18 protein-coding genes and 1 other RNA gene are annotated in these 16,216 nt (G+C 48.0%); 9 read left to right on the forward strand and 10 right to left on the reverse strand.

What is annotated here, in order from left to right; translation table 11 throughout:
• The first annotated feature begins 8 nt into the window (after positions 1-8).
• Entirely contained in the window at positions 9-1,178 is a 1,170-nt protein-coding gene (gene cfa, locus AOC32_RS02285) for a cyclopropane fatty acyl phospholipid synthase (RefSeq protein ID WP_199908517.1), read from the forward strand.
• 18 nt (positions 1,179-1,196) lie between these two features.
• The gene (crcB, locus tag AOC32_RS02290; protein ID WP_108507942.1) at positions 1,197-1,589 is read left to right on the forward strand and encodes a fluoride efflux transporter CrcB; all 393 of its coding nucleotides are present in this window, start codon (positions 1,197-1,199) and stop codon (positions 1,587-1,589) included.
• On the opposite strand, the gene AOC32_RS02295 is transcribed toward crcB, so the two are convergent.
• Genes AOC32_RS02295 through AOC32_RS02305 form a run of 3 tightly spaced genes read right to left on the reverse strand, consistent with a single transcriptional unit; the run spans position 1,582 to position 3,617 of the window.
• A complete protein-coding gene (locus AOC32_RS02295) occupies positions 1,582-2,106 on the reverse strand; it encodes a chromate transporter (protein ID WP_234409781.1) in 525 nt (174 codons plus the stop codon). The two genes, crcB and AOC32_RS02295, sit on opposite strands and share 8 nt — an antisense overlap.
• A complete protein-coding gene (locus AOC32_RS02300) occupies positions 2,103-2,633 on the reverse strand; it encodes a chromate transporter (RefSeq protein ID WP_108507943.1) in 531 nt (176 codons plus the stop codon). The genes AOC32_RS02295 and AOC32_RS02300 overlap by 4 nt, the downstream gene beginning before the upstream one ends.
• Before the next feature lie 3 nt (positions 2,634-2,636).
• A complete protein-coding gene (locus tag AOC32_RS02305; RefSeq protein ID WP_108507944.1) occupies positions 2,637-3,617 on the reverse strand; it encodes a D-2-hydroxyacid dehydrogenase family protein in 981 nt (326 codons plus the stop codon).
• A 68-nt stretch (positions 3,618-3,685) separates the two neighbouring features.
• Between AOC32_RS02305 and AOC32_RS02310 the strand changes: the two genes are divergently transcribed.
• Positions 3,686-3,988: an antibiotic biosynthesis monooxygenase family protein gene (locus AOC32_RS02310; protein WP_108507945.1), complete on the forward strand. Its 303-nt coding sequence runs from the start codon at positions 3,686-3,688 to the stop codon at positions 3,986-3,988.
• Positions 3,989-3,994: 6 nt separating this feature from the next.
• Here the strand turns inward: AOC32_RS02310 and AOC32_RS02315 are convergent, their stop codons facing one another.
• A complete protein-coding gene (locus AOC32_RS02315; RefSeq protein WP_108507946.1) occupies positions 3,995-4,789 on the reverse strand; it encodes a sulfurtransferase in 795 nt (264 codons plus the stop codon).
• A 63-nt stretch (positions 4,790-4,852) separates the two neighbouring features.
• Between AOC32_RS02315 and AOC32_RS02320 the strand changes: the two genes are divergently transcribed.
• A complete protein-coding gene (locus AOC32_RS02320; protein WP_108509302.1) occupies positions 4,853-5,410 on the forward strand; it encodes a carboxymuconolactone decarboxylase family protein in 558 nt (185 codons plus the stop codon).
• 3 nt (positions 5,411-5,413) lie between these two features.
• Positions 5,414-6,265: a pirin family protein gene (locus tag AOC32_RS02325; RefSeq protein ID WP_108507947.1), complete on the forward strand. Its 852-nt coding sequence runs from the start codon at positions 5,414-5,416 to the stop codon at positions 6,263-6,265.
• Positions 6,266-6,282: 17 nt separating this feature from the next.
• Here the strand turns inward: AOC32_RS02325 and AOC32_RS02330 are convergent, their stop codons facing one another.
• The gene (locus AOC32_RS02330) at positions 6,283-6,861 is read right to left on the reverse strand and encodes a hypothetical protein (RefSeq protein ID WP_234409782.1); all 579 of its coding nucleotides are present in this window, start codon (positions 6,859-6,861) and stop codon (positions 6,283-6,285) included.
• 80 nt (positions 6,862-6,941) lie between these two features.
• On the opposite strand from AOC32_RS02330, the gene AOC32_RS02335 reads away from it, so the two are divergent.
• Positions 6,942-7,292 (forward strand): hypothetical protein, encoded by a 351-nt coding sequence (locus AOC32_RS02335; protein ID WP_108507948.1) that lies wholly within the window; start codon positions 6,942-6,944, stop codon positions 7,290-7,292.
• A gap of 111 nt (positions 7,293-7,403) precedes the next feature.
• Here AOC32_RS02335 and AOC32_RS02340 read toward each other — a convergent pair whose 3' ends face one another.
• From AOC32_RS02340 to ompA, 5 genes are all read right to left on the reverse strand, one after another.
• On the reverse strand, positions 7,404-8,453 hold the full coding sequence (locus AOC32_RS02340; protein ID WP_108507949.1) for a Fic family protein: 1,050 nt from the start codon (positions 8,451-8,453) through the stop codon (positions 7,404-7,406).
• Positions 8,454-8,696: 243 nt separating this feature from the next.
• Positions 8,697-9,055: a transfer-messenger RNA gene (gene ssrA / locus AOC32_RS02345) on the reverse strand.
• Between the two features lie 56 nt (positions 9,056-9,111).
• On the reverse strand, positions 9,112-9,780 hold the full coding sequence (locus AOC32_RS02350) for an HAD family hydrolase (RefSeq protein ID WP_108507950.1): 669 nt from the start codon (positions 9,778-9,780) through the stop codon (positions 9,112-9,114).
• Complete coding sequence (ubiG, locus tag AOC32_RS02355) at positions 9,780-10,478, reverse strand: bifunctional 2-polyprenyl-6-hydroxyphenol methylase/3-demethylubiquinol 3-O-methyltransferase UbiG (RefSeq protein WP_108507951.1); 699 nt, start codon at positions 10,476-10,478, stop codon at positions 9,780-9,782. Before ubiG ends, AOC32_RS02350 begins: the two co-directional genes overlap by 1 nt.
• Positions 10,479-10,570: 92 nt before the next feature.
• Positions 10,571-11,179 (reverse strand): outer membrane protein OmpA, encoded by a 609-nt coding sequence (gene ompA, locus AOC32_RS02360; RefSeq protein WP_108507952.1) that lies wholly within the window; start codon positions 11,177-11,179, stop codon positions 10,571-10,573.
• A gap of 146 nt (positions 11,180-11,325) precedes the next feature.
• On the opposite strand from ompA, the gene gyrA reads away from it, so the two are divergent.
• Genes gyrA through pheA form a run of 3 tightly spaced genes read left to right on the forward strand, consistent with a single transcriptional unit; the run spans position 11,326 to position 16,212 of the window.
• On the forward strand, positions 11,326-14,007 hold the full coding sequence (gyrA, locus tag AOC32_RS02365) for a DNA gyrase subunit A (RefSeq protein WP_108507953.1): 2,682 nt from the start codon (positions 11,326-11,328) through the stop codon (positions 14,005-14,007).
• 28 nt (positions 14,008-14,035) lie between these two features.
• Positions 14,036-15,130 carry a 3-phosphoserine/phosphohydroxythreonine transaminase gene (gene serC / locus AOC32_RS02370; RefSeq protein ID WP_108509304.1) on the forward strand — a complete coding sequence of 365 codons (1,095 nt, stop codon included), beginning with the start codon at positions 14,036-14,038 and terminating at the stop codon, positions 15,128-15,130.
• Positions 15,130-16,212 (forward strand): prephenate dehydratase, encoded by a 1,083-nt coding sequence (gene pheA / locus AOC32_RS02375; protein WP_108507954.1) that lies wholly within the window; start codon positions 15,130-15,132, stop codon positions 16,210-16,212. Before serC ends, pheA begins: the two co-directional genes overlap by 1 nt.
• The last annotated feature ends 4 nt before the right edge of the window (positions 16,213-16,216 follow it).

The raw sequence follows: 16,216 nt of genomic DNA on the forward strand, positions 1-16,216 counted from the left end.
CGCTTGCCATGATGTCAAGTAATTCCGCAAGTTATTCACCTCCCGGGGGCATTAAGGCCCCGGCTGCACTCGAACAAATCCTTCAGCAAGCCGGTATTACCGTTAACGGCACTCAGCCTTGGGACATGCAAGTTCATGACCCAATGGTTTTTGATCGGATTTTGCAAACATGGTCTCTGGGTCTTGGGGAGTCGTACATGGATGGTCAGTGGGACTGCCAGCGTCTTGACGAGTTCTTTTATCGTTTAATGCGCGATGAATTGGATGAGAGCGTGCAGGGTTTGGCTAAAGTCCGCCTCCTTTATGAAATCGCCCGCTCAAAACTATTCAATTTGCAATCCAAAGATCGAGCCTTTCAAGTGGGCGAGCAGCACTATAACGCGGGCAATGATCTCTTTGAAGCCATGCTTGATCCTCGCATGACCTACTCGTGCGCCTATTGGGCCCATGCGAAGAATTTAACCGAAGCACAAGAGCACAAGCTTGATCTGATTTGTAAGAAATTACAGTTAAAACCAGGTGAGTCGCTCCTAGAAATTGGCTGCGGTTGGGGTGGGTTGGCCAAATTTGCGGCTGAGCTCTATGGTGTGAACGTTTTAGGTATCACCGTATCGAGCGAGCAGCAGGCCTTGGCTACCGAACGGTGCCAAGGTCTGCCAGTTGAAATTCGATTAATTGATTATCGAGATCTTACGGGATCGTTCGATAAGATCGTTTCAGTTGGGATGTTTGAGCACGTTGGGCAAAAAAATTATGCAGAGTACTTTGATATCGCTCATCGCTTGTTAAGTGATCAAGGAATTTTTCTCTTACACACCATCGGCAGTTACGCAACGGTTAAAAAAACCGATGCTTGGATTGATCGCTATATATTTCCGAATGGGCATTTACCGTCTTTGGTCGAGCTATCGCAAGCATTGGAGCGTCGGTTCTTGGTCGAGGATTTGCATAACTTTGGACATGATTACGACAAAACGCTGATGGCGTGGTTAAGCAATTTTGAGCGTGCTTGGCCGCAGTTACAGACTCAGTATTCCAAGCGTTTTTATCGGATGTGGCGCTATTACCTGTGCTGTTGTGCTGGATTTTTCCGCTCTGGCCAAGGGCAACTTTGGCAACTGGTACTGACCAAACGTTCTCGTGAGCAAACCTATTTGGGCTATCGACCCAGTTTGTAATCATTCATAATCCCAGTTATGGGAACATCTAATGCCTTTGGATCAGTCATTGCTATCTTTTGTGGCGCAGGCCTTGGGGCGCTCTTACGAGCCTGGTTTATTTCATTATCAGTCCCGATTTCAAGTCTCATTCCGATGGGAACCTTAATTTCGAACTTAGTCGGCTCCTATCTGATTGGAATTGCGCTCGCATTCTTTTTGGATCATCCAGCGATCTCCCCCCAATGGCGACTTTTTATCATCACTGGGTTCTTGGGTGGGCTCACCACGTTTTCAAGTTTCTCGGCTGATGTTGTGATGTTGATGCAGCGCGATCAATTGATGCTCGCTTTGGGCCTTGCCCTCATGCATGTCTGCGGATCTTTATTACTAACCTTTTTAGGGATTTGGACTGTCCACGCCCTCAAATAAACCCAAAAAATCCCAGGATTGCGCCCAGGCCAATAAGATAAAGAGGGTGGCGTTTACTGAGCAAGACAAACAGAATGCTAAAGATAGTTAATGCATAGGCTGCCCAATTGCCATTAATCCGAATGGCAATTTGCCAGGCAGATGCAAGCACTAAGCCAACCGCAAGAGCACTTGCTGAGTACTCAATCGTTTTCTTCCATTGCAAATGTTGCAGTTTGGCGATCACCTGCTGAAGGTAAAAAATCAAAATGCATGATGGCCAGCAAACGGCTAGAGTCGCTAACAGTGCGCCCGCCAAGCCAAAGGCATTCCAGCCAATTAAGGTGACGGTTAGTAGGTTAGGGCCCGGAGCTGCTTGAGCAATCGCAAAATAATGAATGAATGTTTGCGGGTCAATCCAGCCCTCTTGATTAACCGAAATGTCATACAGGGTTGGGAGAAGGGCGTTGACCCCACCAAATGCAATTAAGGAGAACAGGGACAGTTTGATAAATAGTCCTAAGAGGCCAATCATCATCGCGCTTTTCTCCAAGCAACCAGTAGCGCGAGCGGCAAGGTGATGGCGACGACCCAGCCAAGTGCTAATTGATAGATCGTGGCGATCACGATGCTAATTGCAATCACTATCAGCATCGGTGGGTAAGTCAATTCATCTTTAAGCATCTTAAATCCGGTAGCGGCGATTAAGCCAACGCCCACCGAGGAGATGCCTCGCAAAATACCTTGTACCCGCTCAAACTCTCCATAGTGGTCATAGAGTAAAGCTAGCAAAATCACAACGGTCATGGGAGCTAGCATCAACCCACCAACAGCGGCGAATGCCCCTCGTACACCCCCAAAACGCTCGCCGACACACACAGCGAGGTTGACAATATTAGGACCCGGAACTAATTGGCAAACACCCAATAGCGCATTGAATTCTTGAGAGCTGAGCCACTGTTTTTGTTCAACCAAAGCTCTCCTAGCCCACGGCAGAACGCCACCAAAACCCGATAAGCCAATGAATGTAAACGTAATGAATAAACGAGCTGGGCTGAGCCGCATATCTTATGAATTGGCAGGGTAGGGCATCGGGACGGGCTTGCCATTGAGCCAGGCATCAAGCGTATCAACAAGGCCTTGGGCAAAACCCTGAAAAATAGGCTCAGCCACAAAGCCTAAATGGGGGGTCATCAGCAAATTTGGGATGCGATGAAGCTCCGAGTCTTTTGGAAGTGGCTCTTGATCAAAGACATCGAGGGCGGCTTGAGATGGTCTACCGGATTTGAGTGCTGCGATTAAGTCTTCGGTCACAATGAGACTCGAGCGTGAGGTATTTACCAATACAGAGTCCGTTCGCATCATCGCTAAGCGATCCTGATGAATGAGGCCTTTGGTGCGCTCACTGGCGACCAAATGCAAACTCACAATTTTTGAGGTTTGAAGGAGGGTTTCTAGCGGCAAGAACTCACACCCAGCCGCATTGGCGCGTTCGTGGGTCATATTCGGGCTCCAGCAAACCAATTCCATTCCAAATGCAGCGCCTACTTTGGCGACTAAGCTACCGATGCCGCCTAGTCCAATAATCCCAAGACGTTGCCCATGGAGCATGGGCAACACCGAATGGGCATTACGCCATTGGCCGTCACCTATCATCTGAGACTGATCAACCACCTGCTTGCTGGCAGCCAGAATGAGGGCCCAAGTGAGTTCAGCGGTGGTTTCTTTGGATGGCCCACCGCGCGTACAAGCGACCGTCACCCCTTGATTGAGGAGGGCGGCGTGATCAAGTAAAGCATTGCGTATCCCGGTAAAAACAAATAACTTAAGCTTTGGTAAGCGCCCGATGAGCGATGCATCAAATCGGGACCGATCACGAACTAATGCAATGGCATGTGCATCCTTAACCGCTTGGAAGAGCGATTCACCATCGAGGGGCTCATGGAAAAATCGCACATCGGCACGCGATTGAATGTGCGACCAATCCGCATAGTCTTGCAAGCAACGCTCGTAGTCTCCTAAGACGGCAATAATCGGTTTGGTATGCATACAGATTCGCAGAATCAATGAATAAATCGATGATAATTGATGTTTAACCGTAATCCTGAGGAAGCAAAATGATTCTAGAAGTGGTTGATATTCGTATCGATGAAAGCAAGCAAGCTGAATTTAATGAGGCAATCTTACGGGGCGTTCGCACCACCATCGCTCCTGCTAAGGGCTTTCGGGGCTTTAAAGTCAATCACAGCATTGAGTCACCTAACCGCTATCTATTGATGATTTATTGGGATACCCTTGAGAACCATATGGTGGATTTTCGGGGATCCCCAGCGTTTACCGAGTGGCGCAGCATTGTTGGCCCATTTTTTACCCAAGCACCTGCCGTTGAGCATTTCAACTTAGTTGGTAAGTCTGACTAAGTTCGACTAAGTCTGATTTTTCTTGGGCTTGAGTCTACCCTGGGGTTTGGCGGCAAGGCTGGGCTCTAGGGTTTCACGCTCATCAAAGACGAAGCAATCGCCCACATAGTGATCGCCACCAATATCTTCAAAGTATTGCAAGATCCCACCGTCTAATTGATAGCTGTGCTCAAGACCGCGTTCTCGCAAATATAGCCCTGATTTTTCACAGCGGATCCCACCCGTACAAAAACTGACCAAGGTCTTATTACTCAGTTCGGGAAGATGCTCCTCAATCGCCTGTGGAAATTCACTGAATTTATTGATATTGAAATGCAATGCATTCTTGAACGTTCCGTACTCCACTTCAAACCCGTTACGCGTATCAATCATCACCACAGGGCGTCCCAAATCATCTTGGCCTCGATCGAGCCATTCCTTTAATTTCTGCGGAGAAATAAATTTAGCCCGACCTTTTTCCGGGGCGATGGTCGGATGATTCATGCGAATAATCTCTTTTTTGATCTTGATCAAAAGCTTACGAAAGGGTTGCGTTGCTGACCAACTATCCTTCGTTTGAAACGACGCCAGTCGTGGATCATTTCGTAAAAAGACCAAAAAACTCTGAATATTGGTTTCGAGACCAGCCAGAAATAGATTGATACCTTCTTCTGATAGCAGAATTGTCCCTTTAAGGCGAAGTTCTGAGGCAACTTGATGCAGCGATTCTTTCAGTTGCTCGAGCTCGTTCAGACGGACAAACTGATAGCCGGCAATATTAAGGATGGAAGGGGTGCTTAAGTTCGAACGCTCATGATTCATGACACTATTATCGATCAAGTTTATGGGTACACTAATAGCACCGAAACACACCCACTTTATTCAATGACAATCGATCGTTTAATTCCGTACCAACCCCTTGATTTAGCAGAACCTGCCGATCTAGTTGCCGAGATTCGTAAACGCCGTGGCGGTCAGCTGATTAATCTGGATCGAATGCTGTTGCATAGTGAGCCTGTGGCCCGTGGCTGGAATCATTTTATTGGTAATGTGCGACAGCAACTCTCACTCGATCCAAAGTTACGCGAACTCGGAATGTGTGGTGTTGCGGTTCTCAATGGCGCCGAGTATGAGTTTTTCCATCATGCCCCACCGTTTCTGAAAGCGGGAGGCACACAAGCCCAAGTTGATGCAATGCGGTATTTGGGAGGTGACAACTTTGACCCTAGCTCCTTTAGCCCATTAGAGCGAGACGCTCTCGAACTAACCTTACAAATGACCCGAGCCATTCAGGTTGATCCTGCGTTGATGAAGCGCCTGCAAGAAGCCTTAGGTAATACTGCATTAGTTGAGTTGGTAACGGTGATTGCGGCGTACAACATGGTGTCACGCTTTCTGATTGCTTTAGATATTCATCCTGAAGATCAGGCTCCAAAGGCTTAAATAATGGACCGTCAAATTATTCAGGTGATTCCAAGTGTTGCAACCTCTGATGGGGCGGGCGTTCGCTTACGTCGTAGCTTGGGCGGTCAAGATCGGCAGCGCTTAGATCCATTTTTGATGCTCGATGAGTTTTCATCCAACGATCCGAATGATTATGTTGCTGGATTTCCACCCCATCCCCATCGTGGTTTCGAAACGGTGACCTATATGATCGAGGGCCATATGTTGCATGAGGATCATTTGGGTAATCGTGGTCACTTAAAAAGTGGTGGTGTGCAATGGATGACCGCCGGTCGCGGAATTATTCATTCAGAAATGCCTCAGCAGGAGAGTGGTGCAATGCGCGGATTTCAGCTATGGATTAATTTGCCCGCTCGCGAAAAAATGAAGCCTGCAGGGTATCAGGACATTCAAGATGCATCCATTCCAAGAGTGTATCTACCCCAAGGCGGATTGGTTAAAGTGATCGCAGGAGATTACCAGTCGCCTGATGGCTCTATCATTCAAGGCCCTATTCATGGATTGAGTACCGAGCCACTATTTTTTGATATTCACTTATCTGGCCACGATACTTTTAGCCATCCAATACCGATCCTCCATCACAGTTTTATCTATGTGTATGAAGGTGATTTAGCCGTTGGTGGCCAAGTGGAGCGAGTGCCATCTCAGGCGGCGCTCGTTTTGGGTGAGGGCGATCAAGTGACGATGCAATCTGGTGCACAGGGGGCTAAAGCCATTTGGGTGGCTGCAAAACCACTCCACGAGCCGATTGTTCAGCATGGACCCTTTGTCATGAATACCCAAGAAGAAATTATGCAAGCGATCACAGACTATCAGCAGAATCGACTGACCTGAAAGTCTGACTGGCACATTTATAAAACCGATTGTTTGCCGTAATATCGCTTATAGACATCAATCCCAAACTTACAGATTGAGATAAATAACAGGGCTCCCAAAATATCGCCAATGAGCATGGCAATCGCATTTGAGAGACTGCCGCTCGGGATACCCATTAGTACAAACCACACTTGATGTAATCCGGTACTCAAAAGAGCAAAGACTAAGACGCTAATCGCGATCATCTGTATATTGAGGTTGCTCAAATCCGGATTAATTTTGAGATTACGAATCACAAGCAGGCGCGCGAGATAGGGGCCAAAACCTGAAATAAGTCCAATTCCTACAATACTGATGATGTCTTCGCCCAGATCGCGCCCAAAGGTAATGAGAGCGGATGCAGTAGCAATGCCTAAGGCTCCAGATAGCCCAAAAATCAGGACCAGAAATAGCCTGAGTCCAGCGGGTAGATAAATCCAATTCACGCCGGGAGACACTTCCAAAAATGCCATCAGCCAATCATTGGCATAAAATAAAATGGCATATGCAAGGCCGCATCCAATGACCACCCTAAAGGAAACCGCAGATTCCTTTGAAAGATTTGCTGGGTCCATAAAACTTGATGCCGATTATTGTGATTAGAAGTCTTTTAGTATAGTGTTGATATTATTTTTTTGATTGGTGAATTCCGCTCATGCCACAACGCTCCTTGTCTTATTTACGTTTTCTGAATTGCCTAGATACGCTTGATCGTATCAATCCAGGGAAGAAATTGGATTTCACGGAGGAGCAGTTGTTAAATCGGGTGATGTTGGCCTGGGATCGTCAACAAACGATCTTGGTTGGGGATTTATTAACCGCCCATGAGCTTGGCTCGCAAGCCACCCTTCATGGACGGATCAAAAATTTGCAGGCGATGGGCTATATCAAACTGTCCATTGACAAAGCTGATGCTCGCAAGAAACACATCATCCCAACTAAATTGGCTTTAAGTCACTACGAAAAGCTCTCCATGCAGATGGAGAGTGTTCTGCAAACACCTTAGGTTAGAAGCGGTTTCCAAACAGTACCAACATCAAATCGGTGGAGTCGGCTGGAATCGAACAAAAACTTACTTTCAGGTAACTGATCACGTGTTCATATATCGGCAATAAATTCATTTTAGGGAGTACCAAACCCCGCGACCTTGACCGTGTTGTTCTAGATGGCTTAATTGAGTCAACTTTCTAAAATGCACCTTTAGAGCGTTTCGATTGGCGCCAGTATGATGAACGGCATCGCTGATGGTAATCTTGCCATGTTCACGAGCAAGTTCAACAATTTTGAGCGATAGGTTTGGCAAAGGGGCTAAGGTAATCTTTTCCTGCTCTACTTTTTTCTCAAGTTTTTGGACTTGTGTAGCCAAAGACTGAAAGAAAAACTTAACCCATTGCTGCCAGTTGGGGCTCTCAGTTCTGATCGTTCCCTGGGTCTGGCGGAGGGCAAGATAGTAGCCTTCTTTATTCTGCTCAATAATGCTTTCCAGGGAGCTGTATGGCACATAGATGTAACCAGTCTTTAGTAACAGCAATGTTGTTAGCACACGCGATAGGCGACCATTGCCATCCTGAAATGGATGAATTTCTAGGAAGATGACGGTCCATAGGGAAATAATGATGAGTGGATGCAATTCATCTTTATCAAGTTCTGTCCTAACCCATTCAATCACCTCTGTCATTAGGCGTGGTGTATCAAATGGTGTTGCTGTTTCAAAAACAATCCCGATTTGCACACCTTGTTCATTAAAGGCGGCAACACTGTTTGAGCTCGTTTTATATTGACCTCGATGCCATTCATCTTTTGAGCTAAAGCCCAATAGTTTCTGGTGTAACTGTTTGATGTAATTTTCGGTAAAGGGGATTTCATCCCAAGCTGAGAAAATCAAATCCATAACCTCTGCGTAGCCCGCAACTTCTTGTTCATCACGAGTTGAGAATTCTTTTATCTGTAGGTTTGATAGCAGTTGCTCGACTTCTCGGTCGGATAACTTGCTGCCTTCAATGCGTGTTGAGGAGCCGATGCTTTCGATAGTGGCTACATGACGTAGTTTTGAGAGTCTCTCGGGAGCAAGCGCCCCTAGTGCGCGCCATGCGCCCTTGAATTCATCAATTTTTGAGATGAGCTTAAGGAGTTCAGGGCTAATTTTTAGGGTGCTTGACTTGATCATGCCTCATTTTACACCCATTTTTACACCCAATTACACCCAATTATTAAGGATTTTTTACATATTTCCAATTTTTTACACCCAATTACACCCATTTTGATTTCCTTAATGAGCCCCCAAAATGTTGGCGGATATAAGCTTGGTGGATAGGGCCAGGAATAAGCGGGATAAGCAATTCCCCCGGGGGTTAACCAGAATAAAGAGGTGGAAAAGGGGGTAAAAGAGCCCCAAATCTACTTGACAAATTGGTGGAGTCGGCGGGAATCGAACCCGCGTCCGCAAACACGCTACAACAAGTTCTACATACTTAGTCTAATTATTTGATTTAACCAAGGCAACGCGAATCGACACGCTTTGCATTAGCGATTCACTCAGTTTTCGTATCAACTCTCGTGACGCGGGTTGATCTTATCTCTTGTAAATGACCCTGATGTAGCTTGCGCTACCTGACCCAAGAGAGAATCAGTTCAGGGGCAGCCGCAATCAAGCGGCTAGTGCGTAACGTTCGTCGTTAGCAGTTATTGCATTCCCATTGATTTACGAGATAACGGGTCCTCGGTATGCCCTTGATGCTTTGTAATCCACGTCGAAACCATGTCGACCCCGAATTATTTTCACACTAGGACAAATATTTTAAGTCTTTGGGGAATAAATTGCACAGCTATTTTGTAAACAGAATTTGGCGCAGATCCTGTGGGCGATGAATCAGGTAGTCTGCACCCCAGGCGTGCGGCGGCTCTTCGCACCCACAATAGCCATAGAGAGCGGCTGCTGTCTGCATCCCAGCAGCCTTACCAGACACAATGTCACGAATATCATCACCAATATAAACGGCTCTCTTGGGATCGACCTTGGCCAAGCGAGCGGCGTGCAAAATCGGTTCTGGATGGGGCTTGGAGTGGGGCGTGGTATCGCCTGAGACCACGCAATGGGCTCTTTTCAGTAAGCCCATTTGCTCCGTGAGCGGTTGGGTGAATCGTTGTTGTTTATTGGTGACAATCCCCCACGGAATCTTTTGCTCATCAAGTTCTTGTAAAAGCGCTTCCATCCCCTCATACAGTTTGCTGTGAACTAAGAGCGCTTCTTCGTAAAAGTGTAAGAAGCGATCGCGCAGGGAAATAAACTCAGGGTGATCGGGATCAATTCCAAAACTTTTCTGGATTAGTCCCCGCGCTCCAGCGGATGCCATGGGTCGGAGGACCTCATAGGCCATGGGCGGACGCTGGTTGGCAATCAGCAGACGATTGGCTGCTGCAACTAAATCTGGTGCGGTATCCGCGAGCGTGCCATCGAGATCAAAAAAGACCCCCTCAAATACTGGCGTGCCCATTATTGAGGCTTGCGGGTTGCCATCATGTAATTCACATCCGTATCACTACCCAAGCGATAAATTTGTGTGATGGGGTTATAGGTCATACCCTTGAGTTGCAATACCTCTAGGCCGGCAGTCCGAGTAAATTGTGCCAGTTCAGAAGGCTTAATAAATTTCTCATACTGATGCGTACCCTTGGGCAGGAGTTGCAAAATATACTCCGCACCAATAATCGCTAAGAGGTAGGATTTTGGGTTGCGATTGAGGGTGGAAAAGAAGAGATGGCCACCAGGTTTACAGAGATTTGCACACGCTTGTACCACGGAGGCTGGATCAGGTACATGCTCAAGCATTTCCATGCAGGTGACCACGTCATATGAATGGGGTTCTTCTTTTGATAAATCCTCCGCTGAAATCGAGCGATATCGCACGGTAGTACCGCTCTCTAATTGGTGCAATTCAGCGACTTTGAGTGCTTTGGTCGATAAATCGATACCAGTCACGCTTGCCCCCACCTTGGAGAGTGATTCAGTAAGAATGCCGCCGCCACATCCGACGTCGAGCACTCGCTTACCTTCTAAATTCGTGATCGATTCAATCCAGCCAAGGCGCAAGGGATTGATCGCATGCAAAGGTTTAAATTCGCTGGTCGGATCCCACCAGCGATGCGCTAGGGCGCTAAATTTATCAATCTCAGCTTGGTCAACATTGCTCATTGAAAATACCATTTAAGGAGTTAAGTAAGACTATACAAAAAAAGCAATAAAAAAGCCCGGCAAGCCGGGCTTTTGAAGTCCAAGGGACTAAATTACTTGACAGCTTGTGTGCCAACCACTTCGATCACAGCGCGACGGTTCTTGGCACGGCCTTCAGCAGTTGCATTGCTAGCGACTGGATCAGCCTTACCTTTACTTTCGGTGTAAACACGAGTAGCTTCAACACCACCATCATTGGTCAAGAATGCCTTAACCGCATTGGCACGGCGTTGACCGAGGGCAATGTTGTATGCATCAGTACCGATGCTATCGGTGTAACCAACAATAATGACTACCTCAAGCTTCATCTTTTTGATGTCTTGAGCAAGCTTATTCAAAGTAGCAACACCTTCAGACTTCAAATTGGACTTGTCAAAGTCAAACAAGGTGTCTGCTTGCAAGGTGATTTTCTTCTGAGTCACTTTGCTTGGTGCTGGTTTTGCAGGAGCAGCAGCAGGCTTAGGGGCGAGCCAGCCGTCGCAATTTGGAGCGGCGGTTGCTGGGGTCCAGCTAGCATCACGCCAGCAGAGTGTGCCGTCACCGTTTCTCCATGGAGTGCCGGTGGAGTTTACCCAGTTATCAACATTCTTTGGCTGGGCCATGACTGAACCGGCAGAAATCGTAATAACTGCAGCAAGCATCAGTTTTAGGGTTTTGTTCATTTTTTATCCTCAAAAAACATTTAATAAATTAATGCAACCGAATCGCCTAAAAGCCCAAAAAAGCCTAAAGCGCTACAACATAAATAGGTACTAACTATCGGAATATTAGCACAGGTTATGTGTCTGTGAAATGATATTATTTCGAGATGGAACAAGCCGCTAAAGAAACTCTCCCGATATCCCTAGAAGACGAAATGCGGCGGTCCTATCTGGACTACGCCATGAGCGTAATCGTCGGCCGAGCCTTGCCGGACGTGCGGGATGGGTTAAAACCCGTACACCGCCGGGTTTTATACGCCATGTATGAATTAAACAACGATTGGAACCGGGCTTTTAAGAAATCTGCCCGTATCGTGGGTGATGTGATCGGTAAATACCATCCCCATGGCGATACGGCGGTTTATGACACGATCGTTCGCATGGCCCAGGATTTCTCGTTGCGCTACATGTTGGTCGATGGTCAGGGTAACTTTGGATCGGTCGATGGCGACAACGCCGCGGCGATGCGTTATACCGAGATTCGTCTGCGCAAGATCGCCCATGAGCTATTAGCTGACCTAGATAAAGAAACCGTTGATTTTGGGCCCAACTACGACGGCAGTGAAAAAGAACCGCTCATTCTTCCTGCAAAAGTTCCCAACCTACTAATTAACGGCTCCTCCGGCATTGCGGTGGGTATGGCCACCAATATTCCTCCCCATAATTTGGATGAAGTGATCAGGGCCTGTTTGCATGTCTTGCATCAGCCGGATTGCACGATCGATGAGCTCATTGAGATCATTCCGGCACCTGATTTCCCGACCGCTGGAATTATTTATGGCGTTCAAGGAGTTCGCGAGGGGTATCGCACTGGACGAGGCCGCGTCGTGATGCGGGCCAAGACCCATTTTGAAGACATGGACAAGGGCCAGCGTCAAGCGATTATTGTGGATGAGTTGCCTTATCAAGTAAATAAGAAAAACCTGCTTGAGCGCATTGCTGAGCTGGTTAACGAGAAGAAAATTGAGGGCATCTCAGATTTGCGCGATGAGTCTGACAAGTCGGGGATGCGGGTTGTGATTGAACTCAAGCGCGGTGAAGTGCCCGAAGTCGTTCTGAATAATTTATACAAGAGTACTCAGCTTCAAGATAACTTCGGTATGAATATGGTGGCCTTGGTCGACAATCAGCCAAGACTCCTCAATCTCAAACAAATGCTCGAGTATTTCTTGGCGCATCGCCGTGAGGTGATTACCCGGCGCACCATATTTGAGTTACGCAAAGCGCGCGAACGGGGCCATGTGCTTGAGGGCTTGGCCGTTGCCCTTGCCAATATCGATCGATTCATTGCCATCATCAAGGCAGCTGCTAATCCAGTCGTTGCCAAACAGGAGTTAATGGCAGAGGCCTGGGACTCTTCATTAGTGCGTGAGATGCTAGCTCGTGCTGAGGGCGAGGCTCCCGGTGGTCGCAATGCCTTCCGGCCCGAGGGCCTCTTGCCAGAATATGGCATGCAAGACAGCGGACTCTATCGCTTATCCGATGATCAAGCCCAAGAAATTTTGCAAATGCGCCTGCAGCGCTTAACTGGTCTTGAACAAGACAAGATCGTGAATGAGTATAAAGAGGTGATGGATCAGATTGCTGATTTATTGGATCTGCTCGCAAAGCCTGAGCGTGTCACCAAAGTCATTGAAACTGAGTTACTTGAGGTGAAGGCAGAGTTTGGTTCAGAGGGCAGTGACTCGGGTCGTCGTTCTTATATTGAAATGAACGCCACAGAGCTGTTTACGGAAGATCTAATTACTCCGACCGATATGGTGGTCACACTCTCTCACGCTGGATATATGAAGAGCCAGCCTTTAAGCGAATACCGGGCGCAAAAGCGTGGGGGTCGAGGTAAGCAAGCTGCGGCTACTAAAGACGAGGACTGGATCGATACTCTGTTTGTCGCCAATACCCACGATACGATTTTGTGTTTCTCCGACCGAGGTCGGATGTATTGGTTAAAAGTTTGGGAGGTTCCGCAAGGAAGTCGGACTTCGCGCGGCAAGCCAATTGTCAACATGTTCCCACTGGTAGAGGGCGAAAAGATCACAGTGATTCTGCCGATTCAGGGCTATCAAGAGGATCACTATGTGTTTATGGCAACTCGCCGAGGCACTGTGAAGAAAACCCGTTTATCGGATTTTTCGAATCCTCGTAAGGCCGGAATCATTGCGGTTGACTTGGATGAGGGCGACTTTTTGGTTGGGGCAGCCATCACAGACGGCAAGCATGATGTGATGTTGTTCTCGGATGCAGGTAAAGCTGTTCGTTTTGATGAGAATGATGTGCGACCCATGGGTCGAACCGCGCGCGGTGTCCGTGGCATGAATTTGTCTGACGGTCAAGAGGTGATTGCCATGCTAGTTGCGCCTGCGGAAGTTGCCGAGGGGGCTGTGGCCGTAGTTGAAGATGCAGCAGCGCCAAATAGTGTGTTAACCGCAACCGAGAATGGTTACGGTAAGCGCACCCCGATTGCTGAGTACACCCGTCATGGGCGCGGTACGAAAGGCATGATTGCGATTCAGACGAGTGAGCGAAATGGTAAGGTCGTTGCTGCAGCTTTGGTTTCCCCAGAGGATCAAATTATGTTGATTACTACTGGTGGAGTACTCGTTCGTACGCGGGTATCAGAGATTCGGGAGATGGGTCGTGCCACACAGGGCGTTACTCTGATTAACGTCGATGAGGGAACCCATTTATCTGGATTGCAGCGCATCGCAGAGAGTGATTCGGATGAAGATGGCGACGACGTAGGCGATGCGCAAAGCAATAGCGAATCCGATGCAGCACCTGATGCCTAAGCAAAGCTTCAACTAACCGGACTTCATGATGAGTTTTGACCGCCGCATTTATAACTTCGCAGCGGGGCCAGCAACCTTACCTGAAGAGGTATTACAGCAAGCTCGCGATGAACTGTTGAATTGGCAGGGCCTCGGCACCAGCGTGATGGAGATTAGTCACCGCAGCAAAGAGTTTATGGCGGTCTATGAAAAAACCTTAGCCGATCTTCGCGAGCTTATGGCCATTCCAAACGATTACGAAATCTTGCTCTTGCAGGGTGGCGGAATTGGTCAAAATGCGGCGATTCCGATGAACCTGATGCCCTTAGCCAAGGAACCCAAGGCAGATTTTGTAGTGACCGGGATTTGGTCTGAGAAATCAGTCAAAGAAGCGCAAAAATACGGGGAAGCCCACATCGCTGCGAGTTCACAAGCGCAAGGGTTTCGGTCGATTCCCGAACAACAGACATGGACCCTGTCCGAAGATGCGGCCTACGTGCATATTTGTGCCAATGAGACGATTGGCGGCGTTGAATTTGCTGAGTTTCCAAAGCTTGGCAAGACCCCTTTAGTTGCTGATATCTCGAGCAATATTCTTTCAAAAGCCATGAACGTGAGCGAGTGTGGCGTACTTTTCGCTGGTGCTCAGAAGAATATTGGCCCCGCTGGGGTCACTATTGTGATTGTGCGCAAGGACTTAATGGGGCACGCGATGCCGATTACTCCTTCAATCTGGGATTGGGCTAAAGAGGCAGCAAATCAATCGATGTTCAATACTCCTCCTACTTTCCCAATTTATGTTTCCGGCTTAGTATTTGAATGGATCAAGCGGCAAGGTGGCGTGGCGGAGATGGAGCGCCGCAGTCAACAGAAATCATCCCTACTGTATGGATTCATTGATCAAAGCTCTCTCTATGAAAACCGCGTGGATCCAAAGTGCCGCTCGAGAACCAATGTCACATTCTTTCTGAAAGACGAAGGTTTAAATGCAGAGTTTTTGGAACAATCTAGCGCTGCGGGCTTGGCGGCTTTACGTGGCCATAAGGCTGCAGGAGGGATGCGCGCCAGTGTCTACAACGCCATGCCGATTGCTGGCGTTGAGACCTTGGTGGAGTTCATGCGTGAGTTTGAAAGGCGTGCCTAATGTCAAATGATGATCAACGGTTAGCTCCGCTACGTGCTCAGATTGATGCGATCGATCAAGAGCTCTTAGAGCTTTTATCGAAGCGTGCAAGGGCTGCTCAAGAAGTGGGTCACATTAAGAACGAGTCATCAACCCCGATTTTTCGTCCTGAGCGAGAGAACCAGGTGATTCAGAATGTTTTACAAAAGAATCCTGGCCCATTATTGCCAGATGGCCTTGCTTCGATCTGGCGCGAAATCATGTCGGCATGTCGCGCACTCGAATCCAAACAAACCATCGCATATTTGGGTCCAACCGGTACCTTCTCGGAGCAAGCAGCGCATCAATTCTTTGGGCAGTCGATTGATGGCTTACCATGCGCGAGTTTGGATGAGGTCTTTAAGGCGGTTGAAAAGGGGGCTGCCACCTTTGGAGTTGTTCCTGTTGAGAACTCCAGTGAAGGCGCGGTTTCGCGAACCTTGGATTTATTGCTAGAAAGTCCATTGCAAATTAGCGGTGAGGTAGTCTTGCCCATTCGGCATCACCTCTTAACCAAGCATGGAAGTTTGGATGGTGTAAAAACAGTTTGTGCTCATGCTCAGGCCTTGGCTCAATGCCAACAATGGTTAAGCGTGCATGCGCCTCAATTGCATCGGCAGGCTGTTAGTAGCAATGCCGAGGCTGCTCGGATGGCCAGTCAAGATCCAAGTATTGCTGCGATTGCTGGTGAGCCAGCTCAATTGGCCTATGGTTTGCAAATTGTTTCAGCGCAGATCCAGGATGATCCAAACAACCGTACACGGTTTGTGGTGATCGGCCAATACGCTTGTCAGCCATGTGGTCAAGATCAAACATCTCTGGTGTTGTCAGTCGCCAATCAACCCGGGGCTGTTCATCACCTACTGGGGCCATTAGCAAAACATGGGGTTTCGATGACGCGGTTTGAGTCGCGGCCGGCTCGCAAGGGGTCTTGGGAATACCACTTTTATATCGATATTGATGGACATGCGAGTGATGGCAAAGTAGCTACGGCGATTGCTGAGTTAAAAACGATTGCTGCTTTTTATAAAAACCTGGGCTCCTATCCCCGCGCTAAAAATTAAGAGT

It is taken from the genome of Polynucleobacter acidiphobus (genome assembly GCF_003065385.1).
In the GTDB taxonomy this organism is placed as follows: Bacteria; Pseudomonadota; Gammaproteobacteria; order Burkholderiales; family Burkholderiaceae; genus Polynucleobacter; species Polynucleobacter acidiphobus.

What these genes read in the sequence shown, in the direction of transcription:
- AOC32_RS02330 (WP_234409782.1), bottom strand. Translation starts at nt 6,861, where the DNA reads ATGGACCCAGCAAATCTTTCAAAGGAATCTGCGGTTTCCTTTAGGGTG.
- AOC32_RS02305 (WP_108507944.1), bottom strand. Translation starts at nt 3,617, where the DNA reads ATGCATACCAAACCGATTATTGCCGTCTTAGGAGACTACGAGCGTTGC.
- crcB (WP_108507942.1), top strand. Translation starts at nt 1,197, where the DNA reads ATGGGAACATCTAATGCCTTTGGATCAGTCATTGCTATCTTTTGTGGC.
- AOC32_RS02320 (WP_108509302.1), top strand. Translation starts at nt 4,853, where the DNA reads ATGACAATCGATCGTTTAATTCCGTACCAACCCCTTGATTTAGCAGAA.
- ompA (WP_108507952.1), bottom strand. Translation starts at nt 11,179, where the DNA reads ATGAACAAAACCCTAAAACTGATGCTTGCTGCAGTTATTACGATTTCT.
- AOC32_RS02325 (WP_108507947.1), top strand. Translation starts at nt 5,414, where the DNA reads ATGGACCGTCAAATTATTCAGGTGATTCCAAGTGTTGCAACCTCTGAT.
- cfa (WP_199908517.1), top strand. Translation starts at nt 9, where the DNA reads ATGATGTCAAGTAATTCCGCAAGTTATTCACCTCCCGGGGGCATTAAG.
- AOC32_RS02340 (WP_108507949.1), bottom strand. Translation starts at nt 8,453, where the DNA reads ATGATCAAGTCAAGCACCCTAAAAATTAGCCCTGAACTCCTTAAGCTC.
- serC (WP_108509304.1), top strand. Translation starts at nt 14,036, where the DNA reads ATGAGTTTTGACCGCCGCATTTATAACTTCGCAGCGGGGCCAGCAACC.
- AOC32_RS02335 (WP_108507948.1), top strand. Translation starts at nt 6,942, where the DNA reads ATGCCACAACGCTCCTTGTCTTATTTACGTTTTCTGAATTGCCTAGAT.
- pheA (WP_108507954.1), top strand. Translation starts at nt 15,130, where the DNA reads ATGTCAAATGATGATCAACGGTTAGCTCCGCTACGTGCTCAGATTGAT.
- AOC32_RS02300 (WP_108507943.1), bottom strand. Translation starts at nt 2,633, where the DNA reads ATGCGGCTCAGCCCAGCTCGTTTATTCATTACGTTTACATTCATTGGC.
- AOC32_RS02310 (WP_108507945.1), top strand. Translation starts at nt 3,686, where the DNA reads ATGATTCTAGAAGTGGTTGATATTCGTATCGATGAAAGCAAGCAAGCT.
- AOC32_RS02295 (WP_234409781.1), bottom strand. Translation starts at nt 2,106, where the DNA reads ATGATGATTGGCCTCTTAGGACTATTTATCAAACTGTCCCTGTTCTCC.
- gyrA (WP_108507953.1), top strand. Translation starts at nt 11,326, where the DNA reads ATGGAACAAGCCGCTAAAGAAACTCTCCCGATATCCCTAGAAGACGAA.
- AOC32_RS02350 (WP_108507950.1), bottom strand. Translation starts at nt 9,780, where the DNA reads ATGGGCACGCCAGTATTTGAGGGGGTCTTTTTTGATCTCGATGGCACG.
- AOC32_RS02315 (WP_108507946.1), bottom strand. Translation starts at nt 4,789, where the DNA reads ATGAATCATGAGCGTTCGAACTTAAGCACCCCTTCCATCCTTAATATT.
- ubiG (WP_108507951.1), bottom strand. Translation starts at nt 10,478, where the DNA reads ATGAGCAATGTTGACCAAGCTGAGATTGATAAATTTAGCGCCCTAGCG.